At 47.7% G+C, this 23,991-nt stretch carries 25 protein-coding genes; 13 read left to right on the forward strand and 12 right to left on the reverse strand.

Annotated features, from left to right (window positions below; genetic code table 11):
* Positions 1-94: 94 nt before the first annotated feature.
* Entirely contained in the window at positions 95-847 is a 753-nt protein-coding gene (locus JAO78_RS04695) for a hypothetical protein (RefSeq protein ID WP_226750198.1), read from the forward strand.
* Positions 848-1,075: 228 nt separating this feature from the next.
* On the forward strand, positions 1,076-1,876 hold the full coding sequence (locus JAO78_RS04700) for an SDR family oxidoreductase (protein ID WP_226750199.1): 801 nt from the start codon (positions 1,076-1,078) through the stop codon (positions 1,874-1,876).
* Between the two features lie 215 nt (positions 1,877-2,091).
* On the opposite strand, the gene rluB is transcribed toward JAO78_RS04700, so the two are convergent.
* From rluB to rnm, 5 genes are read right to left on the reverse strand one after another with little or no spacing between them, the layout of a single operon-like run.
* Positions 2,092-3,006: a 23S rRNA pseudouridine(2605) synthase RluB gene (rluB, locus tag JAO78_RS04705; RefSeq protein ID WP_226750200.1), complete on the reverse strand. Its 915-nt coding sequence runs from the start codon at positions 3,004-3,006 to the stop codon at positions 2,092-2,094.
* On the reverse strand, positions 3,006-3,602 hold the full coding sequence (gene scpB / locus JAO78_RS04710; protein WP_226750201.1) for an SMC-Scp complex subunit ScpB: 597 nt from the start codon (positions 3,600-3,602) through the stop codon (positions 3,006-3,008). The genes rluB and scpB overlap by 1 nt, the downstream gene beginning before the upstream one ends.
* On the reverse strand, positions 3,602-4,423 hold the full coding sequence (locus tag JAO78_RS04715; RefSeq protein ID WP_226750202.1) for a segregation and condensation protein A: 822 nt from the start codon (positions 4,421-4,423) through the stop codon (positions 3,602-3,604). The genes scpB and JAO78_RS04715 overlap by 1 nt, the downstream gene beginning before the upstream one ends.
* Before the next feature lie 12 nt (positions 4,424-4,435).
* Positions 4,436-5,056: an L-threonylcarbamoyladenylate synthase gene (locus JAO78_RS04720; protein ID WP_226750203.1), complete on the reverse strand. Its 621-nt coding sequence runs from the start codon at positions 5,054-5,056 to the stop codon at positions 4,436-4,438.
* Positions 5,053-5,931: an RNase RNM gene (gene rnm / locus JAO78_RS04725; RefSeq protein ID WP_226750204.1), complete on the reverse strand. Its 879-nt coding sequence runs from the start codon at positions 5,929-5,931 to the stop codon at positions 5,053-5,055. Before rnm ends, JAO78_RS04720 begins: the two co-directional genes overlap by 4 nt.
* 120 nt (positions 5,932-6,051) lie before the next feature.
* Here rnm and JAO78_RS04730 point away from each other — a divergent pair, with 120 nt between their 5' ends.
* The 8 genes from JAO78_RS04730 (at position 6,052) to JAO78_RS04765 (ending at position 13,890) form a co-directional block, all read left to right on the forward strand.
* Complete coding sequence (locus tag JAO78_RS04730) at positions 6,052-6,231, forward strand: DUF6435 family protein (protein WP_226750205.1); 180 nt, start codon at positions 6,052-6,054, stop codon at positions 6,229-6,231.
* Between the two features lie 374 nt (positions 6,232-6,605).
* The gene (locus JAO78_RS04735) at positions 6,606-8,177 is read left to right on the forward strand and encodes an anthranilate synthase component 1 (protein WP_226750206.1); all 1,572 of its coding nucleotides are present in this window, start codon (positions 6,606-6,608) and stop codon (positions 8,175-8,177) included.
* 2 nt (positions 8,178-8,179) lie between these two features.
* On the forward strand, positions 8,180-8,806 hold the full coding sequence (locus JAO78_RS04740) for an aminodeoxychorismate/anthranilate synthase component II (protein ID WP_226750207.1): 627 nt from the start codon (positions 8,180-8,182) through the stop codon (positions 8,804-8,806).
* On the forward strand, positions 8,806-9,846 hold the full coding sequence (trpD, locus tag JAO78_RS04745; protein WP_226750208.1) for an anthranilate phosphoribosyltransferase: 1,041 nt from the start codon (positions 8,806-8,808) through the stop codon (positions 9,844-9,846). Before JAO78_RS04740 ends, trpD begins: the two co-directional genes overlap by 1 nt.
* 22 nt (positions 9,847-9,868) lie before the next feature.
* Positions 9,869-11,272 (forward strand): bifunctional indole-3-glycerol-phosphate synthase TrpC/phosphoribosylanthranilate isomerase TrpF, encoded by a 1,404-nt coding sequence (gene trpCF, locus JAO78_RS04750; RefSeq protein ID WP_226750379.1) that lies wholly within the window; start codon positions 9,869-9,871, stop codon positions 11,270-11,272.
* Positions 11,265-12,464: a tryptophan synthase subunit beta gene (gene trpB / locus JAO78_RS04755; protein ID WP_226750209.1), complete on the forward strand. Its 1,200-nt coding sequence runs from the start codon at positions 11,265-11,267 to the stop codon at positions 12,462-12,464. The genes trpCF and trpB overlap by 8 nt, the downstream gene beginning before the upstream one ends.
* Positions 12,464-13,264 carry a tryptophan synthase subunit alpha gene (trpA, locus tag JAO78_RS04760; RefSeq protein ID WP_226750210.1) on the forward strand — a complete coding sequence of 267 codons (801 nt, stop codon included), beginning with the start codon at positions 12,464-12,466 and terminating at the stop codon, positions 13,262-13,264. Before trpB ends, trpA begins: the two co-directional genes overlap by 1 nt.
* 146 nt (positions 13,265-13,410) lie before the next feature.
* Positions 13,411-13,890: an FKBP-type peptidyl-prolyl cis-trans isomerase gene (locus tag JAO78_RS04765; protein WP_226750211.1), complete on the forward strand. Its 480-nt coding sequence runs from the start codon at positions 13,411-13,413 to the stop codon at positions 13,888-13,890.
* Between the two features lie 191 nt (positions 13,891-14,081).
* Here the strand turns inward: JAO78_RS04765 and JAO78_RS04770 are convergent, their stop codons facing one another.
* Entirely contained in the window at positions 14,082-15,212 is a 1,131-nt protein-coding gene (locus JAO78_RS04770; RefSeq protein ID WP_226750212.1) for a PQQ-dependent sugar dehydrogenase, read from the reverse strand.
* On the reverse strand, positions 15,209-15,646 hold the full coding sequence (locus tag JAO78_RS04775) for a hypothetical protein (RefSeq protein ID WP_226750213.1): 438 nt from the start codon (positions 15,644-15,646) through the stop codon (positions 15,209-15,211). The genes JAO78_RS04770 and JAO78_RS04775 overlap by 4 nt, the downstream gene beginning before the upstream one ends.
* 179 nt (positions 15,647-15,825) lie before the next feature.
* Here JAO78_RS04775 and hemH point away from each other — a divergent pair, with 179 nt between their 5' ends.
* Together hemH and JAO78_RS04785 are read left to right on the forward strand one after the other, a co-directional pair.
* Positions 15,826-16,908, forward strand: a complete 1,083-nt coding sequence (gene hemH / locus JAO78_RS04780; protein WP_226750214.1) for a ferrochelatase — start codon at positions 15,826-15,828, stop codon at positions 16,906-16,908.
* Between the two features lie 10 nt (positions 16,909-16,918).
* Positions 16,919-20,017, forward strand: a complete 3,099-nt coding sequence (locus JAO78_RS04785; protein WP_226750215.1) for a transglycosylase domain-containing protein — start codon at positions 16,919-16,921, stop codon at positions 20,015-20,017.
* Between the two features lie 94 nt (positions 20,018-20,111).
* Here the strand turns inward: JAO78_RS04785 and JAO78_RS04790 are convergent, their stop codons facing one another.
* Entirely contained in the window at positions 20,112-21,101 is a 990-nt protein-coding gene (locus JAO78_RS04790) for a GGDEF domain-containing protein (protein ID WP_226750216.1), read from the reverse strand.
* Positions 21,102-21,188: 87 nt separating this feature from the next.
* Positions 21,189-21,785, reverse strand: a complete 597-nt coding sequence (locus tag JAO78_RS04795) for an HAD family hydrolase (protein WP_226750217.1) — start codon at positions 21,783-21,785, stop codon at positions 21,189-21,191.
* Positions 21,786-21,916: 131 nt separating this feature from the next.
* Here JAO78_RS04795 and JAO78_RS04800 point away from each other — a divergent pair, with 131 nt between their 5' ends.
* Positions 21,917-22,615, forward strand: coding sequence for a YebC/PmpR family DNA-binding transcriptional regulator (locus tag JAO78_RS04800; RefSeq protein ID WP_226750218.1), 699 nt, complete (start codon positions 21,917-21,919; stop codon positions 22,613-22,615).
* Positions 22,616-22,667: 52 nt separating this feature from the next.
* Here JAO78_RS04800 and JAO78_RS04805 read toward each other — a convergent pair whose 3' ends face one another.
* The 3 genes from JAO78_RS04805 to JAO78_RS04815 all read right to left on the reverse strand — a co-directional run bounded on the left by JAO78_RS04805 (position 22,668) and on the right by JAO78_RS04815 (position 23,859).
* Positions 22,668-22,847 carry a hypothetical protein gene (locus JAO78_RS04805; protein ID WP_226750219.1) on the reverse strand — a complete coding sequence of 60 codons (180 nt, stop codon included), beginning with the start codon at positions 22,845-22,847 and terminating at the stop codon, positions 22,668-22,670.
* 242 nt (positions 22,848-23,089) lie between these two features.
* Positions 23,090-23,287 (reverse strand): general stress protein CsbD, encoded by a 198-nt coding sequence (locus JAO78_RS04810; protein ID WP_226750220.1) that lies wholly within the window; start codon positions 23,285-23,287, stop codon positions 23,090-23,092.
* A 173-nt stretch (positions 23,288-23,460) separates the two neighbouring features.
* Positions 23,461-23,859 carry a cytochrome b562 gene (locus JAO78_RS04815; protein WP_226750221.1) on the reverse strand — a complete coding sequence of 133 codons (399 nt, stop codon included), beginning with the start codon at positions 23,857-23,859 and terminating at the stop codon, positions 23,461-23,463.
* Positions 23,860-23,991: the final 132 nt, after the last annotated feature.

A 23,991-nucleotide genomic window follows, 5' to 3' on the forward strand; every position in this document is an offset into this window, starting at 1 on the left:
CCAGAAGTCATATTTTAAAGTGCTGACTTCTGGCACCTGTATTGATTGCTTATCCGCTCTACACTGCGTAAACATTAATACAGGGAGCATCACAATGTCATTTATTCATACTATTTTGCTGTACAGTCATATTTTCTTAGGCTCACTTTGTTTAGTACTGTTTTGGGTCCCTGTGATCTGTGGCAAAGGCACTAAACTGCACAAGTTATCTGGGCGTTATTACTACTTTATGATGCTGTTTATTGCCGGTTCTGGCATTGTCATGAGCCTCATGGTGTTATTCGACCCGGCGCAGGTATACCTTAAAGGGGCAATATTACCGGCAGAAAAACTGGCAAAATTTGTCAGTGAAAGGCGGCATTTTTCAGCTTTTTTACTGTTGCTAAGTGTTTTAACGTGGGTAACGGTTCGTCATGCTTATGTGGTATTAAAAGTTCAAGCCGAGCGGCAACCTTTACGCACATGGCACTACCTATTACCGGTAGTCAGTTTAATGCTTGGCAGCCTTTTTATGCTCGGATATGGTTTTAATACTGGCACTTGGCTATTTATGATTTTTGCTATGGTCGGAGTTTTTACGAGTACTGGGATCGTTCGCTATGTCTTTCGCGCTGAGCTTGCAAACCGGCAATGGATTATCGAGCATTTCAGCTCAATGATCGGTTCAGGTATTGCTTTGTATACCGCTTTTTTCGCTGCCGGTGGCCGTAAGCTACTCTCGGAGCTACTCAGCCGTGAATGGCAACTGGCAACTTGGCTTATCGCTCCAATAGTAGGCACTTTAGCCATTTCATTATTGACCAAGCACTTCAGCCGCAAGTTTCGCGTTAGCACTTCAACAAAATAACTTATTCGCAGGTCATACCGGTCTCTGAGTATGGTTGGACCTGTCTCAGAGTGCGGTCAGACCAGTACCAGAGTGAGGTTGGACCTGTCTCAGAGTGCGGTCAGACCAGTACCGGAGTGTGGTTGGACCTGTTTCATGGGGGGCTGGGAGTTTTGGTGATTGTTCTTTTGACAGTCAGTAGCGATTTGCCCTAACATCAGGCGCATGCAAGCGACAATGGCGAAATAGATGAGCGTATCACTGCAAGATAAAGTTGTTTGGATCACGGGGGCTTCTGGCGGTATTGGTGAGGCCTTGGCGCACGAGCTAGCAAAAGCCGGTGCCAAGGTAGTGCTTAGTGCGCGGCGTGAAGCGGAATTACAACGGGTGCAGCAAAGCTTGCTTGCACCCGAGCGACACCTGTGTGTGCCATTGGATGTTTGCGATGAAGCACAGCAGCAACAAGCACTCGACGCTATTGTCGCACATTATGGTCAGGTAGATTGGTTGATCAATAATGCAGGGATCAGCCAACGAGCCTTGGTAATGGATACCAGTGCAGCAACCGATCGCAAAATTATGGAAATCGATTACTTTGCGCAAGTGGCACTGAGCCGGCGTGTTTTAGCCGTCATGTTAAAGCAAGGACATGGCCAACTGGTGTTTATCTCTAGCGTGGCGGGTTTAGTCGGTACGCAGTTTCGTGGCAGCTATTCGGCGGCGAAAGCAGCACTGCATTTATGGGCGAACAGTGCCCGCGCAGAGCTTTATGAACAAGGGATCCGTGTTGCGGTGGTGTTTCCGGGCTTTGTAAAAACCGCAGTTTCGATGAATGCGTTAACAGGCAATGGCGAAGCCTTAGGTAAGATGGATGATGCGCAAGCACAAGGCATGTCGGCGGAAGAATTTGCCAAAATTACCGTAAAGGGGCTTTGCCGCGGTAAAAGTTACTTGGTGGTTGGCGGTTTTAAAGAGAAATTTGCCAGCATGCTGGGGCGTTTTGCTCCAGAGCTGCTGTATAAACTGATCCGAAAAAGTAAGGTGCGTTAATCCAGTATTTGCACATAAAAGTGCAATGTTAAATCTGACCGCTGATGAAACGGCATTTATCTGCTGAGCTAAGCGAAAAACTGCAGGCCTGTCATCGTCAATCTCAGCAGTATAAGAGCGGCGGGTTGTTAAACTGTCTTTCAAACAGCCTACGTAAACTGAATAAGCACTCAACTAATGGCCTTTAACAGCCATTAAGTGAGTGTTTTAGCTGATTAAGACGGCTTTCTGCTCGATTTACGATCCGCTGCCGGACGCTTATCAGTGGCGACTTTTTTATCCGCTGATGGCTTCTTTTCTGCCGCTTGAAACTTACGTACTGCGCGTTTCATGCTGGCCATACGACGACGACGCTCGGTACGGTCTTCAGCTTTCACCAAGGTTTGCGTTTCGGCAGGCATATGCACTAGTTTGCGTAAGTAATTTACTTCATCCAGTGGATATTCGGCATAACCACCAGCAGGTAAATGTTTAGGTAGCAGCAAATCGCCGTAACGCACGCGGATCAAACGGCTGACCACAGCACCTTGTGATTCCCACATCCGGCGTACTTCACGATTACGGCCTTCGGTTAACACCACATGGAACCAGCGGTTAATGCCCTCACCCGGTAACGCTTTGATTTTTTTGAAGTTGGCTTTACCATCTTCTAACTCAACGCCGGTACGTAAACGTTGGATCATCGCATCATTGATCTCGCCAAATACCCGTACGGCATATTCACGTTCAACTTCAAATTTTGGATGCATTAAGCGGTTAGCTAACTCACCGTCGGTTGTGAACAACAACAAACCCGAGGTATTAATGTCTAAGCGACCAATAGCAATCCAACGTGCGCCTTTGATATTTGGCAAACGTGAAAACACCGTAGGCCGACCTTCCGGATCGGTACGCGAACAAATCTCACCTTCTGGTTTATGATAAGCCAATACGCGGCAGATCTGTTGCTCTTCACTGGCGATTTGCACGGGGTGGCCATCAACACGAATAGCTTGGGTGGGCTCTACGCGATCACCTAAGGTGGCCGGTTTGCCATCTACCGAAACACGACCACGGCTGATCCAATCTTCCATTTCGCGGCGTGAACCTACACCAGCACGGGCTAAAACTTTCTGTAACTTTTCACTCATTAGTGGAGCTCTCCTGTCATCTCGACGGTGGATAAGGATTCTGCCGTTTCATCCGTTAGCAAAGCTTGAAACTCAGCTAATGGCGGCAATTCATTTAAATGTGTTAAACCAAAATAATCTAAAAACGTAGCCGTTGTGGCATACAACGCCGGTCGACCTGGCACTTCCTTTTGCCCAACCACTTTAACCCAGCCGCGCTCGGTTAAGGTGCGAATAATTTGTGTACTCACCGACACGCCGCGGATTTCTTCAATTTCACCCCGGGTGATCGGTTGACGATAAGCAATCAAGGCCAAGGTTTCCAATACCGCACGCGAATATCGCGGTGAACGCTCAGGCCATAATTGGGCTAGCGCATCACTTAATTCTGGGCGAGTATGAAAACGAAAACCACTGGCTGTTTCGACTAACTGAATGCCACGCGCACTGTAATCTTGTTGTAACTGCGTTAGGCTTTGTGAGAGTTTTCGGCTACTTACGGCAAAATCGACCAAGACTGTCGCTTGCAGTTCTGCCCGACTTAACGGCTTATCTGCCGCAAAAATAGCGGCTTCGAGTAACTGCAGTAATTGAACGTCATTTAGTTTGCGCGCCATTATGCCTCATTAATCGCCAGTTTGACATGAATTTGTGCAAGCGGAGCGACCTGCGTCAGTTCGATTAACTTTTCTTTGGTTAGCTCTAAAATCGCTAAAAAGCTCACCACAACGCCTTCGCGGCCTTCTTGCAGTTCAAAGCAATCGCTAAAGGCCATAAAACCCTGCCGCTGCTGTAATAACGCTAAAATACGGCTCATCCGCTCGCGCGTTGATAAATGTTCGCGTTTGATATGATGATGCTGCAGTGCTTCCGACCGTTTTACCACGTCTTTTAACGCCGCCATTAACTCGGTAAAGTCGACTTCAGGTAAAATCAGGAGTGGGCTAAAGTTATCGGCTAAGCTGGCTTTCGCCGTGAAAAAATCACGCTCGGCACGAGGTAAGGCATCTAAATCACTGGCTGCTTGTTTAAAAATCTCGTATTCCTGCAAACGACGCACTAATTCGGCACGCGGATCTTGTTCGTCTTCCTCCGCGGCCTGACTGCGCGGCAGCAATAAGCGCGATTTAATCTCTGCCAGCATGGCGGCCATGACTAAGTAATCGGCAGCCAATTCGAAGTTTAACTCCTGCATCAGGTTGATATATTCCATATATTGCAGGGTAATTTCATTCACAGGCAACGCCACTAAATCAAATTTGTGCCGTCTGATCAGGTACAGTAAAAAATCTAAAGGCCCCTCAAACGCATCGAGTAACACTTCTAGCGCATCAGGGGGAATATAGAGGTCTTCTGGCCGCTCTAACACCGCTTCGCCGCGCACATAAGCCAACGGCAAAACCTGCTGAATGGTGAGGCTGTTAAAGGGCTCGCTCATTTTTTGAACAAATTACTGAAAGGGTCGCACATCACCACGGCCTTCACGGATGATAACCGGGCTTTCTTCAGATAAATCAATGACGGTAGTCGGGTCTTCGCCAATCACGCCACCATGTAAAATCAAATCGACTTGGCGCTCTAATTGTTGGCGCATATCATCAGGATCGGCTTCGGCAAATTCATTACCCGGTAAAATCAAGCTGGTTGACAGCATCGGCTCACCAAGCTCTTCCAGTAACGCCAAAGCAATTTTATGCTCTGGAATACGCAAACCGATGGTCTTTTTCTTTTCATTTAACAAACGCCGTGGCACTTCTTTAGTACCGCGTAAGATAAAGGTATAGGCCCCCGGTGTGTTATTTTTGATCAAGCGAAAGGCGCTGTTTTCAACCTTGGCATAAACCGACAACTCGGATAAATCACGGCACATCATGGTAAAGTTGTGATCACCACTGACTTGACGAATTTGTAAAATACGATCCATCGCGGCTTTATCGCCCATATGACAACCCAGAGCGTAACCACTGTCGGTGGGATACACAACAATGCCGCCTTTTTGAATCAATTGCACCGCTTGTTTAATTAAACGTTGCTGTGGATTATCGGGGTGAATGTGAAAAAACTGACTCATAGTGCGTGCCCTTGCAAATTAGCGGTGTCGGTTGCTGTGGGCTGAAGTGCCCAATCCGCCCAAATTGGCGTAACATCATCCGGTAAATATAGATGCTTTCCTAGCTCATTCCAAGCCGTAGGCTGATGAAAGTCTGAACCGACAGAAGCAGTTAAATTGTGAAGTTGACCCAATGCCCACAGCTCACGCCGCTGCACTAAGGTTTGTTGTGGCGAGATAATCTCTAAAGCATCACCACCGGCTAGCGCAAAGTCTTGCACCAGACGTTTTAAATATTTGCCGTTTAATTTGTATTTTAACGGATGCGCCAACACGGCTTGGCCGCCCGCATCGTGGATCCACTGGATCGCTTCAGCCATCGCCACCCAATTATTTGGCACATAACCGGTTTTACCGCGCGCCAAGTATTTTTTAAATACGGTGTTCATCGAGCTAGCGTGGCCGCTATTCACTAAAAAGCGTGCAAAGTGCGTGCGCGTAATGGCCCCGCCGTTGGTTAAAGCCAACACGGCAGGCAGCGCATCAGCAATGTTGGCTTTCGCTAAACGACGAGCGATTTCTTCTGCGCGCTCAAACCGGCGCTGCTGCTGTAAAGCCAAGCGGGCTTGAAATTGCGGGCAATCGGCGTTGATATTTAAGCCCACCACATGAATTTCAAATTCTTGCCAAGCAGTAGAGATTTCAACACCGGCAATAAGCTTAAGCGGCGCTTGCTCGGCTTTTAGCCATTGCTGCGCTTCTGTTAAGCCACTAATGGTATCGTGATCAGTAATGGCCAGCACATCTAGCTTTACGCTAAGTGCCCGGCTCAGCAATTCACTGACACTGAGCAGACCATCGGAATGAGTTGTGTGACTGTGTAAGTCAATTTTCATGCAGTTTCCTTTTTAACAACCGCTATTGTCGCATAATCGCTTAGAAAGCCCAACAAACAAAGAACCAAGCCAAGCTTGCTTGCGTACAAAGGCGCACAGCAAACAACTGATGAGTGCATTATGTTTAAATGGTTAAAGCCCGATCCTGAAAAGAAATTACGCAAACGTTACGATGCCAAACTCGAGCAAGCTATGCATGCACAGCGTAATGGTGACATGCGATTATTTGCCGACCTCACCGAAGAAAGTGAAGCTTTATGGCAACAACTGACGGAATTAAAAGCCCAAGCCAACAAATAAGCGCTCAGCGTTTTTTCATTAGAGGCTCTAGGCTGATGATAAACCCAAGCTAATTAATATTTTTTGCTCGCTGAACAGCGGATAAGTGACCTGCAACACAGCCGTTCAGCCTTCTTTACGGTTTAATCGCCTTAAATAACAATTTGCTCTTGACGCGCCGCGCATTTCGCGGTTTGATGTAGCCTGATTTTTTTAGAGGTGGTTAAAACCAATGCAATTCACGACTTTCGCTAACCTGAACATCTGGTGGTGGCACATTCCCAACGGGCATGTGTAGGCGTTGTATTCGCTTTAATAACCTAAGCCCGTTTCAAAAAGAAACGGGCTTTTTTTTACCCTGAATTTATAGCTGGTTTGTGTAAAGGATAATACCGATGATTTTTAGTCATATCACCGATACCCCAGGCGAAGTCGCTAGTATCGCACTGCCTGTGCCTTATCAGGCTGATGCTTTAGCCGCTTATGCGTCACTGTGCTCGGCAGACCGTTGCTCATTACTGCTAGAGTCGGCTGAAATTGACAGCAAAAATAGCGTTAACAGCTTAATGTTAATTGATGCGGCGCTGCGTTTAGAATGTAACGGGCAACAGGTCACCATCGATGCATTAAGCAATAATGGCTTAGGCTTATTACCCTATTTAGCCGAGCAGCTTGCCAATTTAGCGCAGGTGACATTAAGCGGTGAACAACTTATAGCAGAATTTAAACGCCCCGATCCGCTGTTAGATGAAATCAGTCGTTTAACTGAAGCTAACCCTTTTAGTGCGCTGCGTTTAGTGCAACAAAGCTTACGCGGTCAAAGTGATGAGCCTTTTGCCATCTTTTTAGGCGGCGTGATTGGCTATGACATGGTGGCAAACATTGAGCAATTGCCCGACGTGCCGGTCAAGTCTAATCAATGCCCTGATTATGTGTTTTATTTGGCAGAAACTGCCCTAGCGATTGATCATCAGCGCCAGCAAAGCCGCTTGGTCGGCAACGTATTTTGTGGCGCCGATGCCCCTGCCAACTGTTTTGCCATTGGTAAACGCCTAGAGCAACTAAAACAGCAACTGGCGCAAACCCCTCCGTTAGCGCCAGGCAAACCGGCCACAGATAGCAGCGTATCGGTTGATATTAGCGATAACGATTTTGCCAGCCAAGTAGAAAATTTAAAAGAGCATATTGTTGCCGGTGATGTCTTTCAAATTGTGCCTTCGCGTTGTTTTTCACTGCCGTGCCCCAACCCGTTAGCGGCCTATGCCAAATTAAAGCAGCTTAACCCCAGCCCTTATATGTTCTTTTTACAAGATCCAGCGTTTTGCTTATTTGGTGCCTCGCCAGAGTCGGCTTTAAAATTTGCTGCCGACAACCGGCAAGTCGAGATCTACCCTATTGCGGGTACGCGTCGCCGCGGTTTTGCCGCCGATGGCAGCATTGATCGTGATTTAGACAGCCGTATTGAGTTAGAGCTACGCCAAGATGAAAAAGAAAAAGCCGAACATTTAATGCTGGTCGACTTAGCGCGTAATGATGTGGCACGTATCGCGGTACCCGGCAGTCGCTATGTTAAAGAGCTATTAAAAGTGGATCGGTACTCTTATGTCATGCACTTGGTCTCACGTGTGGTCGGTACCTTAAAGCCAGAATTAGATGCCCTGCACGCGTATCAAGCCTGCATGAATATGGGCACCTTAGTGGGCGCACCCAAAGTGAAAGCCGCTGAATTAATTCGCCAAGTTGAAGGCCAAAAGCGCGGCTCTTATGGCGGTGCCGTGGGGTATTTAGCCGGTAATGGTGATTTTGATAGCTGTATTGTCATACGCTCAGCCTATGTTGCTCAGGGCATGGCACATATTCAAGCCGGAGCCGGCGTGGTATTTGATTCTGTTGCCGTGCTAGAAGCGGAAGAAACCCGCAATAAAGCACAAGCCGTGATTAAAGCTATTCAACAGGCGGGGTACTAAGCATGAGTACGCCAGCCATGACGACCTTAGGAAGCCGCATGCCAACGATTTATTTATTAGATAATATCGACTCTTTTACTTATAACCTTGTCGATGAATTTGCACAGTTGGGCTGCCAGTTAAAACTGTATCGCAACACCGTACCGGCTGAATTTATTTTCAACAAAATGCAGCAAGAAACGGGCCCGGTTTTATTAGTGCTTTCACCAGGTCCCGGCGCACCGGGTGATGCGGGCTCCATGCCAGCCTTATTACGCCTTGCTGCGGGTGTCTATCCGGTGCTGGGTATTTGTTTGGGCCATCAAGCCATCGTAGAACATTACGGCGGACTGGTCGGACGCGCCGGTGAGACCGTACATGGCAAGACTTCAGCAATAACGCTGCACGAACATCCGGTGTTTCATGGCTTGCCACGGCCTTTTCCTGTGGCGCGCTATCATTCATTAATGGCCACCGAACTGCCGAATAGTCTGGACGTATTAGCCACTGAGCGGCATATCCCGATGGCCGTGATAAACGAAAGCCAACGGATGCTGGGTTTTCAGTTTCACCCAGAGTCCATTCTCACCACGCTGGGTAAGCCGTTGTTGCAACAAAGTATTGACTATTTACTAAGGAGTAAAGACTGATGTCGCAGCCTCAACATGATCAGACGCAGCACATTCTGCCTCTGGTGCAGCAAACCTTGAATGGCAAAAGCCTGAGCCGTGCACAAGCCGAACAATTTTTTACGGCGGTAGTACAAGGCCAGGTTGAACCCGTGCTGCTAACGGCCTTGCTGGTCGCCTTAAAAGTGCGCGGCGAAACTGCCGATGAAATTACCGGGGCAGCACAAGCCTTATTAGCCGCCGCTACCCCTTTTCCAACAACGGTCAGTGGCACTATTGATTGTTGTGGTACGGGCGGTGATGGCAGCAACACCATTAATATTTCTAGCACTGCAGCCATCGTTGCGGCCAGCATGGGCTTGCCAGTAACCAAACACGGTAATCGTAGTGTGTCATCCCGCTCAGGCTCAGCCGATTTATTGGAATACCTTGGCATTAATATTCAAGTTAGCCCAGAGCAAGCCGCGGCCACCTTAAAAGGCAGCAATTGTAGCTTTTTGTTTGCACCGCTTTATCACAGTGGTATCAAGCACGCGATGCCGGTGCGCACCGCCTTGAAAAGCCGTACCCTGTTTAACTTACTAGGGCCGCTAATTAACCCAGCCCGACCTGATTTTCAACTGTTAGGGGTGTATGATGCTGGCCTGTGCAAACTGATGGCGCAGGCATTACAACAATTGGGCACGAAAGCCGCTTGGGTTGTACACGGCAGTGGTTGTGATGAAATTGCTTTACATGGCAATACCTATGTTTGCCAATTAAAAGATGGCGAGCTTAGCGAATTTACCCTAACCCCTGCCGATTTTGGGGTAGAGCCGCAAGCATTAAGCAGCCTAGAAGGCGGTGAGCCAGCCGATAACGCGGCAGCAACCTTAGCCATTTTAGCGGGCACCGCGCCAGAAGCACATTTAACGGCGGTGGCAGTTAATGTGGCGGCGATGCTAAAAATTGCAGGCTTAGGTACTGATTTAAAAGTGAATACCCGCGCAGTATTAGAGCATCTGCACAGCGCCAAAGCGCTGCAAACGTTGCACAGCATGAAGGAGTTAAGTCGTGGTTGAAACAACGACACCCCAGGTGGTAATTGAAGGGGTTTTGGCAAAAATTGTCGATAAAAAACGACTCGAAGTCGCTGAAATGATGACACAGCGCCCGCTTGAGCAGTTTATCGATCAGGTGAGCGCCACTGAGCGACATTTTTTAGCAGTGTTACAACAACCGGGTGCCCGTTTTATTTTAGAGTGTAAAAAGGCTTCGCCTTCCAAAGGCTTGATCCGTGAACATTTTGATTTAAACGAAATTAGCAGCGTTTATAACTGCTATGCTGACGGCATTTCCGTGCTGACAGACACTAGTTTCTTTCAGGGTAGCTATCAGTATTTAAGGCAAATGCGATCGCTTACTGACAAACCGTTGCTGCACAAAGATTTTATTATTTCGAGTTATCAGATTTACGCAGGGCGTGAAGCCGGTGCCGACGCCGTACTGCTGATGTTATCGATTTTAGATGATACGCAGTATCGCGAGTTGGCAACGGTGGCCAAACAACTGCATATGACAATCTTAACTGAAGTGAGTAATGAGCAAGAAACCTTACGTGCCGTCACCCTGGGGGCGGAGTTAATTGGCATTAACAATCGTAATTTGCGCGATTTGAGTACTGATCTGCAAACCAGCGTCCGCTTAAGGCAGCTGATCCCAGCGGATCGAACCGTGGTATCCGAATCAGGCATTTATCAAAATCAGCAAGTGCGGCAATTATTAACCGTAGCCGATGCCTTTTTAGTGGGCAGTTCGCTTATGGCGCAAGCCGATCTAGCCGGCGCCTGTCATCGCTTGATTATTGGCGAGCATAAAGTGTGTGGTTTAACCCGTGCTGAAGATGTGCAAGCGGTCTATCAAGCCGGTGGCTATTATGGTGGCCTGATATTCGCAGCGGCCTCACCTCGCGCGGTAAGCGCCGAGCAAGCGGCTGAGCTAGTCAAAGCAGCCCCGCTGCGCTTTGTCGGCGTATTTGTAAACGCCGAAAAAGAGCAAGTGGCCCGTTTAGCAAGCCAATTAGCCTTAGCCGCCGTACAGTTACATGGCGATGAAGACGATGCTTATTTACAGGCATTAAAACCCTTATTGCCAACCGGCTGTGAAATATGGAAAGCCTATCGAGTACAAGCCGAATTACCGGCGTTTACCGCCTTAGCTGATCGCATCTTATTAGATAGCTTTCATCCACAACAGCATGGTGGCTCGGGTGTCAGTTTCGACTGGCGGTTACTGCAACAACTACAAAGCCAACAACCGATTATGCTAGCCGGTGGCTTGAACCCCGATAATCTCAGTGCCGCCTTAGCACTGCCGGTTGCCGGTTTAGATATGAATTCCGGCCTCGAAACGGCTGCCGGTTTGAAAGACACGACGAAAATCGCCAGTGCCTTTCAGCGGATCCGTGAATTTGATTTTTTGACTAAGAAGAGTGTCCCACATGAGTGAGCTAAAACTTAATCCTTACTTCGGCCAATATGGCGGTATGTTTGTGCCGCAATTGTTGGTGCCCGCCTTAAAGCAATTAGAAGCGGCCTTTGTTGACGCTCAACAAGATCCGGCGTTTCATGCCGAGTTTCAACAATTGCTGACGGAATATGCCGGTCGGCCGACACCATTAACGCTAACCCGCAATTTATCACCCAACCCGCTGGTGAAAATTTATCTGAAGCGTGAAGACTTACTGCACGGTGGCGCCCATAAAACCAACCAGGTTTTAGGCCAAGCGTTACTGACGAAACGCATGGGTAAAAAAGAAGTGATCGCTGAAACCGGCGCAGGTCAGCATGGTGTGGCAACCGCTTTAGCCTGTGCGCTACTGGGTTTAAAATGCCGCATTTATATGGGCGCTAAAGATATTGAGCGCCAGCAACCGAACGTATTTCGGATGCAGCTAATGGGAGCTACCGTGATCCCGGTTACCGCCGGTTCAGGCACCTTGAAAGATGCCGTGAACGAAGCGATGCGCGACTGGTCTGCGACATACGAAACCACTCACTATATGCTAGGCACCGCAGCGGGCCCTCACCCCTTCCCTACTATTGTGCGTGATTTCCAACGGATGATCGGTGAAGAAGCTAAAGCACAGATCCTTAAAGCGGAAGGTCAATTACCCGATGCAGTGATCGCTTGTGTCGGTGGCGGCTCAAACGCTATCGGTATTTTTGCCGACTTTATTGAAGAGTCTGGCGTGCGTTTAATCGGTGTAGAACCCGGTGGTAAAGGGATTAATACCCATCAACATGGTGCGGCATTAAGTACCGGTAGTTACGGTATTTTGCACGGTGCTTACACCGCGATTATGCAAACCACAGATGGCCAAATTGAAGAATCTTATTCTATTTCAGCCGGTTTGGATTATCCCGCTGTTGGGCCACAACACACCCATTTACAACAAATTGGTCGTGCTGAATACGTGGCCATTAACGATGACGAAGCCTTAGCGGCTTTTCAGTTACTCGCCATGAAAGAGGGGATTATTCCGGCATTAGAAAGCTCTCATGCCGTAGCGTACGCCATTAAAATGGCCGAAGCAGCAACCGAGCCTATGGTGCTATTAATTAATTTATCGGGTCGCGGCGATAAAGACTTATCGCATGTGCACAGTGTATTAGCCGCACAACAGCAAGGAGCAGAGTAATGCAACGTTATCAACAGATGTTTCAGCGGCTGAGTGACGAAAAACGTGGCGCTTTTGTGCCGTTCGTTACAGTGGGCGATCCACAGCCTGAGCTGTCGTTTCAAATTATTAAAGCTTTAATTGATGGCGGTGCTGATGCTTTAGAGTTAGGTATTCCGTTCTCAGATCCGATTGCCGATGGCCCCACCATTCAAAATGCCAATATCCGCGCACTGGCTGCGGGGGTCACCCCCGCCATGTGTTTCGATATTATTAAGCGTATTCGTGCCTATGATGCAAACATTCCAATTGGTTTACTGCTGTATTCCAACTTGGTTATGGCAAAAGGCCTGGACACGTTTTATGCGACGGCTGCCGCCGCAGGCGTTGACTCCGTGCTAATTGCAGATGTGCCACTGAGCGAAAGCAAAATGTTCCGTCAAGCGGCCATGGCACACAATATTGCACCGATTTATATTGTGCCGCCAAATGTTGATGATGATGACTTACGTGCGATCGCCTCTTATGGCCGTGGTTACACCTATTTGTTAAGTCGTGCTGGGGTAACCGGTGCTGAAACCAAAGCGGCGATGCCAACCGCAGCTTTGATTGAACGCATACGTGCTTATAATCCGGCGCCACCACTCCTTGGCTTTGGTATTTCTTCACCAGAGCAAGTTCGGGCAGCCATTGATAATGGCGCAGCCGGTGCGATCAGCGGCTCGGCTATTGTTAACATTATTGAGCAAAACCAAGCCGATCCGGCTCTAATGCTCAGTAAGCTGCAGCAATTTGTGAGCGAGATGAAAGCCGCCAGCTAAGCGTTACAGACGATCCGTTAGCTAAGGCTGCGGATCGTCTTGCTGTTACTGCTTATACCGTTTTTTAAAACCTGCACAAATTTCTCTGACACCGCCTGCGAGCGCGTTATAATAGCGCCACGATAACCTTCAGAAGATGACTCATCATGCAAATCAGTTCTAACAGCGTTGTACAATTTCATTACACAATCACCGAAAACGGCACTGAGCTTGAAAGCTCACGCCAAGGTGATGCCATGTTGTATTTACATGGCCACAATCAAATGCTGCCAAAGCTTGAAGAAGCCTTACAAGATAAAAACGCTGGCGACACGCTAGAAGTAACACTGGCTCCGGTGGATGCTTATGGTGAGCGCAAAGCCGATGCCATTCAAAGCGTGCAAGTAAAACACTTACAAGGTGCCAAAAAATGGAAACCGGGTATGGTGGCATGGGTTAATACCGATCATGGTGAGCGTCAAGTCACCATCGTTAAAATGGGTATGTTTAAAGCTGACGTAGACACTAACCACCCCTTAGCCGGTAAAACGGTAACTTTTCATATCGAGATTTTGTCGGTACGTGAAGCAACTGAAGAAGAGCTTGCGCATGGCCATGCCCACGGCGCAGGTGGGCATCAGCATTAAGCATTAAGCCTTGCGCTAAAAGCTTTACGCTTCTCGCTCTTAGTTTACGGAGCAATGCTCTCCGTTCAGCGGCAGCCGCCTTTAGCTGAAAACAAAAAACGCAGCGTTTTGACGCTGCGTTTTTTATGAGCCTAAGTTTAATGCATTCAGCAAACAGATTAGTGAGTGCTTAAACACGCCAACACTTCGCGCTAATTCGGTAATAAACGCAGTAACTGCCCTTTAGCGCCATCGGTTAACAGGTAAATCGCCCCATCTGGCCCCGTGCGCACATCCCGTAGGCGAGTGGCTAAATCCGCTAACAGCACTTGTTCTGCCGTGACTTTGCCCGCCGTTAATTGCAAGCGATGTAACGCTTTACCGGCTAAGGCACTGACAAAGATATTCCCTTGCCACTCTGGAAATAACGCTCCTTGATACAAGGTCATACCCGCCGGGGCAATGGATGGCGTCCAAACATACAACGGATCTTGCATGCCCACAAAACGCTGATAAGGCGAGACACGCGCGCCGGTATAATCCACACCATAGGTGGCCACTGGCCAGCCGTAGTTTTGCCCGGCACTTAGCAGGTTTAATTCGTCACCCCCTTTAGGCCCATGCTCATGGCTAAAGAGTTGCCCGGTTTGTGGATCATAGACAATGCCTTGCACATTACGATGACCCAGCGTGAAAACCTCCCCAGCAATCCCCGCCTGATGAACAAAAGGGTTGTCGGCAGGCACCGCCCCATCCACCGTTAGACGCACCGTTTTACCCAAATGATGGGCTTTATTTTGTGCCTGCTCCCGATAGTCAAAACCGTCGCCTAAAGTTAACACTAAGGTTTCATCGGGTAATTGCACCATACGCCCACCGTAATGGGCGGCGCCGCGTCGCTCAGGCTGCGCCCGAAAAATCGGTCGAATAGCGGTTAATTCATCATTCACTAATTGGGCACTGGCTAAGCAGGTACTGTTGGCATTTAAATTTCCGCAAGAGTAACTTAAAAATAACCGACCGCTACTGTCAAAGTCAGCCGCCAGCAGCACGTCGAGTAACCCCCCTTGCGCAGCCACAAACATATCGGGCAAGGCCGCGGCTTGGCGCTTGGCTTCACTGCCATCGGCATTCAGAATAACCAGCTGGCCAGTGCGCTCGGTGACTAAAAAACGCCCGTCGGGCATAAAGGCCAATGACCAGGCAAAATCGAGATCACTGGCCACGGTATCAAGGCGCCAAGAGGTTTCGGCCACTAAGGGCAAACTGAGCAAGGCGCCGCACGTTAAACTCAGGGTAAGCTTTTGTAAGGCTCTCAGTTTTTTGACGATAGACGTGTTCATCGCGTACTCCGTTTCGCTGTCATCCATTGAAAAAATACCGCTGCAAAAGCGGTGCAACACAGTAATAACAAGGTGCCACTATTGCTGCGATTCAGGGCAATCAGCGTGGGCATAGGGGCCAAATAATTAATCAGGTTAAGGGCTAACCAAGTTGCTAATGCTGTTACCCCAAACATGGCGGCCAGCGGTTGCAATGGCAAGAACCGACAGATCAGCTTGGTTGATAGCACACTTAATATCAAAATGGGCAAAAAGATCAGTGCTAATAGCGGCATAAAATGCCGTAAATCGAAAAGAAAAGTACGCCATTGATCGGCTAACGACACCGAACCTGCCAGCTGGGTGATCGCCCATAAATTGGCCGCGCTTTGTAATGCGGTTCCCAGCATAGCCGCTAACAACACGGCCAGTACAAAGTAACTGATTATTTTCATCCAATATTCCCTTTTTTTGCGCTAAGTCAGGCACTCAGCATACGGCAGAACAAGATTATCTGCATCCGGTAATAGGTTTACGTGACACAAACTGCTAAGATCAGGCTTATGTTGGCGATCTGTCATTTCCCCGCTGCCGTAACGTCTTTTTTGATTTTCAGTGAGAGTAATTACCGATTATGGGTTATATCAACAGCAAAAATTATAGTCATGGCGACGCCGATAAAATCGGCGTGTTATTAACCAACTTAGGCACACCAGATGAACCCACGCCTAAAGCTCTGCGTCGTTACCTCAAACAGTTTTTATCGGACCCTCGTGTGGTAGAAGTACCCCGCTTATTATGGTGGTGTATTTTAAATGGCATTATCTTAAATATTCGGCCTCGTCGCTCAGCTAAAGCCTATGCCGGTGTTTTTACCGAGCAAGGTTCACCCTTGTTATTTCATACGGTGAGCCAAAGCCAAGCAGTACAAGCCGCCCTTACCGCGGCAGGCCAGCATAATGTTGTGGTTGATTATGCCATGCGCTATGGCAATCCTAGTATGGACAGTGCCATTGAGCGCTTGATGGCACAGGGCGTGCGTAAGTTATTGGTACTACCGCTTTATCCTCAATATGCTGCCGCCACTACCGCTTCAACTTTTGATGCGTTAGCCGCTAACTTTACGCAGCGTCGCTGGTTGCCAGATCTGCGTTTTATCAGCCATTACCATGATTATCCAGCTTATATCGCAGCCTGTGTTGCACAAATTCAAGCACATTGGCAGCAGCATGGCCAAACCGATCAATTGCTGTTTTCTTATCATGGCATTCCCAAGCGGTATTTACTCAATGGCGATCCCTATCACTGTGAATGTTATAAAACATCCCGCTTGATCGCTGAAAAACTGGGCTTAAGAAAAGATCAGTACATGACCACCTTTCAATCACGTTTTGGCCGTGAAGAATGGTTAAAACCCTATACCGATGAAACACTTAAAGCTTTACCTGGCTTAGGTGTCCATAGCGTACAGGTATTCTGTCCGGGCTTTGCGGCTGATTGCTTGGAAACCATTGAAGAAATCGCCGAAGAAAACAAAGAGTATTTTGAGCACGCCGGTGGTGAGCGTTACGAGTACATTACCGCACTGAATGACAGCCCTGCGCATATTGAGGCGCTAACACAGCTTATTTTAGATAATTTACAAGGCTGGCAAATTACCGCTGATCCTGACAGACTGGCTCGAGCGCAGCAACTTAACCACGAGGAAGTGAAATAAAGTCACCACTATGTCAGACGAAAAAAGAGTTGAGCCCCGCATTGGTGACGCCCCGTTAGAAGGGCCACCAGTGCTAAAAAGACGGCATTTTGAAAATGTACGCGAAAACCAACGTAAAGTCGTCGCCCCTCGGGTCCGTAATTGGAAACCGTTGAAGTGGTTACTTTGGCTGTTAGTCTTACTGCTATTAGCTGGCCTCGTTTACCAAGAAGCACGCACCAGCTTCTTGCAAGCGCGGGTTTGGCATTACCTGGCCACACAATTAACCTTTGAACAAGGCACAGGCCCGGCACCTGCCGAGCAACAACCCATTTATCCAACGGGTGGGCCCTTTGACCAACGGGCTGGCTATAGCCATTTAGCCGATTGGTTAATCAAACTGAATAATAGTGGCTTTAATATTACCAGCCAAAGTCGTTTTTCACCCAGTTTACAGCGCTACACCGAGTGGGGCTTGTACCCACCCTATGCCGAAAAAACCCAATGGGGCTTGCAAATTTTCGATTGCCAGCAACAACCGTTATTCAGTTATCAAACACCTGAACAGCAATATGCTCAGTTTAGTGATGTTGCACCGCTGATGTTGCGGATCTTATTGTTCATTGAAAACCGGGATTTATTTCAAGCCGCACCGCTGACTAATCCGGCCATTGACTGGTCTCGTTTGGCCGTTGCCGGCTTAGCACAAGCGCAAAAGTTAGCAGGACAAGAAGCCGCTGCGGCCGGTGGCAGTACTCTCGCGACACAAATCGAAAAATATCGGCACTCGCCACAAGGTTTTACCTCGGGTTTCGCCGATAAGCTCCGCCAAATGGCATCGGCCAGTATCCGCGCTTATCAACCCGGCTTAGAAACCATGGCGCGACGGATGCAAATCGCCTTAGACTACATTAATACCGTGCCTTTGGCCGCCACACCCCAAGCAGGTGAAATACATGGTATTGCAGATGGTTTAAATGCCTGGTTTGGTGTTGATGCCATGCAAGTCAATCGGTTACTGCAAGATGCAGAGCCCACCGCCGCTCATGGCCAAGCGCTGCGTCAGGTTTTAGCCTTGTTTATTGCCCAGCGCCGCCCCAGCTTTTATTTACTGCAAGGCCGCGCCGAGCTGGAAGAACTGGTAGACAGCCACCTGCGCTTATTACGCCAATTTAATATTCTATCGCCGGCTTGGTATGCCGCGGCAAGCAAGCAAACTTTGAATTTTAATCAGCAAGCTCGGCAAACCACGCGTAAGTTAGATAAAACGGCCTTGTTAGTGCGAAACCGTGTCGCCGGTTTATTAGGCCGCAGTTTATATCAAACCGACCGGCTCGATTTAACGGTGCAAACCACGTTAAACTTGCCACTGCAGGCAAAAATAAATCGCTATTTGCAGCAATTATCACAACTGCCCGCGGCCAATAATGCCGGTATTATTGGGCAACGCTTATTGCAAGAAAACCAAATTGGCAACGTTAAATACAGTTTTACACTGTATGAAAGCACGCCGCTGGGCAATAAACTGCGAGTGCAAACCGATAACCATGCAGAGCAACCCTTTGATTTAAATGAGGGCAGCAAGCTAGAGCTGGGCTCAACCGCGAAGTTACGCACCTTAGCCACTTATCTGGAAATGGTGGCCGAGATCCACCAGTTATATGCTGAAGAGTCGCCACAACAACTGGCCTTTTTAGACATAGCACCACAAGATGAGCTATCACAGTGGGCCATAAACTACCTGATTGCCAATCCTGGCGTATCTTTACTGACCATGCTCAATGCCGCAATGGACCGTGAGTTTTCTGCCGATCCCCGTAGCAGCTTTTTTACCGGTGGGGGCTTACATACCTTTGGTAATTTTCGCCGTGAAGAAGATCGCATGACGCCGACACTGCGCAAAGCCTTGTATGAATCGATTAACCTGCCTTTTGTACGCTTAATGCAAGAGTTGGTGCAATACAGTATTCATCATGGTGAAAGCAGCAGTTATCAGCTATTGAAAAACGATAACGATCCGCGCCGGGATCAATATTTACGCCGTTTTGCCGATCACGAGGGCGTAAAATACCTACAACGTTTCTGGCGTAAATACCACAAGCTCAGCGCCAACGAGCGCTTAGACGTGTTTTTAAATGGTTTGCGGCAAACACCCGACCGCTTAAGTGCCGGCTATCGCTTTATTAACCCCAGCCAAAGCGAAAGTGAATTTATCAGCGCCATGCAGCAGCGTTTTACTGATAACCCACTGACAACGCAACAATGGCGTCAGCTTTATAAAAAATACTCGCCCAGTGAATTTAGCTTACCGGATCAAGCCTATTTAGCTCGCAGCCACCCTTTAGAGTTATGGTTGTTGGCCTATTTACAGCAGCAACCGGCAGCCACCCTAGCCGAAGCCACGACGCTTAGCGCTGATGTGCGGCAGCAAGCCTATCAGTGGTTATTCCGCACGCAGTCGCGTAGTGCCCGGGATAATCGCATCCGCACTATGCTCGAAATCGAGGCATTCTGGGATATTCATCAGCGCTGGCAGCGTATGGGCTATCCGTTTGAGTACTTGGTACCGTCACTGGCTACTGCATTGGGGAGCTCTGGTGATCGACCGGCCGCTTTAGCGGAGCTGATGGGCATTATTCAAAATGGCGGTAAACGACTACCGATGTTCAGAATTGCCGGGGTGCACTTTGCCGCAAATACGCCTTACGATGTGGCTCTAAGTCGCACAGAAGTGCAAATAACACGCGTTATGGCACCCGAAGTTGCTCAGGTATTGCGCGAAAACTTGGCGGGCGTCGTCCAGCTTGGTACAGGGCGGCGCTTATTACCGCATTTTAGCTTAAGTAACTTGCCCGACTTGGCGATTATTGGTGGCAAAACCGGCACAGGTGACAATCGTATCAGTACGGTGAACAGTCGCGGCGAGACCGTTCAGTCGCGCGCACTAAACCGCACGGCAACCTTTGCATTTTATCTCAGTGATAATTACTTTGGCGTAATCAGTGTTTATATTCCAGGCAATGCGGCTGACGACTACTCTTTTACTTCAGCACTACCGCTGCAAGTATTAAACGGTATGTCGCCCTTGCTTATGCCATTACTAAAAAATAATGGCAGTTGCCCAGAGTAAAGGATTAAGATTGAAGCTGACTCAGCGGCGTGAGTAGAAAAATAAGCAGCGCGAGTAGTGCGAGTGATTTAATGACACATCACTCGCGGGCAGACTAAGCCGCAATGACTTGATTGCGGCCATTGTTCTTCGCTTGATACAACGCCATATCCGCCCGATGTAACCACTGCTCCCAATCTTCATCTGGCGCTAACATGGCCAATCCCGCGGATAAGGTGACCGCTTTGCCATCTGGTAAAGTTAACTGCTGCTCCACTCCTTTGCGGATCTTCTCGGCCAAATGCAACAAATCTGTCGGTTTAATATCACGCAGCAACACAATAAATTCTTCACCGCCAAACCGAAACACGCGATCACTTTGACGAATTAATGACGAAATTAAAGGCACTAAGCGCACCAAGGTTTGATCACCAACTTTATGACCATAGTTGTCATTGATTAATTTAAAGAAATCTAAATCAAACAAAATTAAACCGTAATGACAATTCAGCTTTTGTTTTAACTGCACAGCCAAATCTAACTGGGCATTTAAGGTGTGACGATTGCCTGCACCCGTTAAACTGTCGATACTGGCTATATGCTTTAATTCTTTATTCTGCGCCCGGGTGCGATAGGCAAACATAAAAGCGAAAAAACTGCTGATAAAAGCGGTGACTAAAAAAGACATCATTTGATAATGATTAACAAAGACTTGCCCTGGTTTGAGAAAATCAATACCAACCAATAACAAAAGCAATAACAAGGAAAGTAAAATGGCTTCTTTTGCTGAAACTAAAAAGAAGATAAACACCATAAGTGGGTAGACCCAAAATAAGCCATTAACGCCTAAATTGGTACAGATAACAGTTAAACCAATACAAAATATCAGCGCCAAAAACTGACCTGGTCGCACCGTGTCATTGGTGCGCCATGCATACAAAACCGTGATTGAACTGGCTAAAACAATAGATAAATCAGCAATACCCACCAGCATATTGCCTGTTAAGATACGATACACACCGTAGGGCGTAACGAATAGCAATATCATTAAACCCACTAATGTGATCATAGCAAGATAGAAGTTTTGTTTTAACCTAGTGAGCAAACTACACCTGTTAACTGTTATTTTTATGTTGATACTATAGAGGCTATCACGTAAAAATGACAAGTTATTACGGTTAAATTATCTTACTCAGGCCATATGCGGCAAAAATGCCTGTTGTAACTCATTAAAGTGAGCGATGCTGTAATCCGCTTGCGGCAAAAAATGTTGATTACTGCCGTTAAGGTACAAACAGGATGCAGCCCCAGCATTGGCGGCAACTTGTAAATCAAACACGTAATCGCCAACATACAGCATCTGCTGGCATGGAACGCGTAAACGCTCGGCAATGATATGTAAGCCTTGCGGGTCTGGTTTGGCCGCACAATCTTCTCGTGTGAGCACTAACTCAATTGGGATTTGTAACCGAGTTAGCACATGCTCGGTGGCTTCGCGCATATTGCGCGTTAAAATGGCCAGCGGCAGCTTTTTCTCTATTAGCGCCAGTAGACAGGCCTCGGCTCCTGGCATCCATTGTGCCGCTGCTGCACCGGCATTTTCATGACGACGAATAATCTGATGAGCTCGGTCAGCTTCTGCACCTGGGCCGAGCGTGGCAATATGTTCAAGTAAGGGTGTGCCATGCGGCCAACCCAGATCATCGCAAATTGCTGCAAAATCTAAGCGTGAATCGATCAAGGTACCGTCTAAATCAAAAACCACTGCTTTAATATGAGCCAAGTTCATGGCAGCTCCTCTTGTTAATGCCTTCTTAAACGGCTTATTTGCGAAAAAGATCATGCAGCAGTTGCTAAAAAAGCCTGCTATTCGCTAGACTACCCCACCAATTTTAATTGATAGCTTAACAGGACTTCATTATGGGTGCCCAGTGGAAGAACAAGCATAAAGCAGATGCGGCTAATGCCAGAGGCCGTATTTTTACCAAACTTGCCAAAGAGATTATGGTTGCAGCTCGTAACGGGGCCGATCCAGCAATGAATGCCAAGTTGCGTTCAGCCATTGAAATTGCGAAAAAAGCATCTATGCCAAAAGAAACCCTAGAGCGTGCCATTAAAAAAGGCGCCGGTTTACTCGATGGCCCAGTGAATTATGAAACAGTGGTATATGAAGGCTTTGCGCCACATCAGGTTCCGGTTATTGTTGAATGTTTAACGGACAACAAAAACCGCAGTGCCATGAGTATGCGTATTTTATTTCGTAAAGGGCAATTAGGAGGCGCGGGCTCGGTATCCTGGGACTTTAAACACTTAGGACAAATTGAAGCCGTAGCCAGTAGTGCCGATGCCGATATGGAGCTGGCCGCGATTGAAGCCGGTGCACAAGATTTTGAAGAAGGTGAAGACGGTGAAGTGATCTTCCTAACTGAACTTACCGATCTTGATTTAGTGGCAAAAGCCCTACCCGACTTTGGTTATGAAGTGCATTCAGCCAAATTAGTCTATCGTGCTAATAACCCGCTGAGCTTAGATGACGAGGCCCGTGCTGAGGTTGAAGCCTTTTTAGATGCTATTGATAATGATGATGACGTACAAAACGTCTACGTCGGTTTAGCCTAATAAATAGGCTGAGCAGTACACCAAAATGTCACTGCTCAGCCCAGCTCGCACATTAATTATACCCCAGTTCAGCACAGCACTCGATATCCAACTCTGCTAACGGCTGCGGCCTTAATTGCTGTTGCTTTTGCCACACTAAACTTAGTGACGTAATGGCTTTCGCTTGCTGCTGTCTATCTACTTGTTGATGCTCTCGCTCGGCAGCATGCGCTTTATGTTGGTTGGCTTTCATGGCTTTTTCCTCATCAATTTATGGCTTTATCGGTTACCCGATATTCTAAGCCTAGTGCAAATAAACTGACTCTGCCCTGAATCAAATCAATAAAATCAATTAATTGCCTTAAAGTGATTAAGCACAGATGCCGTATCCGTCTGATTATTAGTTTAAAAATACATTTATGAGGTGGTCTGAAAAAAGCTAGATAAAAAATAAAACCCAGTAGCAAAGGCTGCTACTGGGGTGAATAAAAGTGGTTAGAGACTATCAAAGAACGCTTGCACCCGTTGACGGGCATCGTCTTCTTCCAGATTGTAGCGCTCTTGCACTAACGCTGTGAGATACTCAGGGTTGTTGCGGGTCAGTTCAAGCTCAGCATAACTGATCTTATCCCACTCACATTTGACCTGTGCTCGCACACTGCTCCATTGGCTTTCGGCAAAGATTGAACTCATAGCATCGTCCTCGCTTATCATGACGCCGCTCAAGAAGTGCTGGCAGCGTCAAGTTAAGTATAGGCGAACTTTGTCAAACCGTGGCTCAGCAGAGGCTAGCAAACGCGTTGAAACTAACCCTTTGCAACTAAAACATCAGATTAATCTAAAGCACTTTCAGCATCTTGATGCCTTTAATATTTTCCAAAAATTAATTGCCAGAAACTGAATTTGCGCTCTTTATGGTACTGCTTTTTTAATTGTTCAATTTGCTGTAAATGCTGTTTTAACTTAGGCAAGTCATCTGCGGTAACCGCGGCTTTAGCCAGCGCCAACTCGGCCAATACCTTGTCTAAGCCTTCGTTGTATACTTCGGCTTTGTCAGAGGGCAGTGGCGCTTGTTTAGCCTGCTGCACCAGCTTTTGTAACTTTTCAACAAAAGGTAAGGCTTCTGCTGTTGTGCTCGCTTCAGAAGCTTGTTTGTGGGCAAAACCCATAGTTTTCATGGTTCGTTCTAAATTAACCGGCTCTTTTGCCAGTAAAGACTGACTGCTTACCGCAAGCAACATTGCTAATAGGGCTGTTTTAATCATGACATTCTCTCAAATCTGATAATACTTTGCAGTATACCTTATTCTGTCAGGCTAATCATGATTGCACCGCCACCCAGTGCAGCAGCAGAGGGTTCGTTTGAAACGTTAAGCGCAAACCTTGGAAAGCTGCCT

Source organism: Alishewanella maricola (genome assembly GCF_016343785.1).
GTDB lineage: Bacteria > Pseudomonadota > Gammaproteobacteria > Enterobacterales > Alteromonadaceae > Alishewanella > Alishewanella maricola.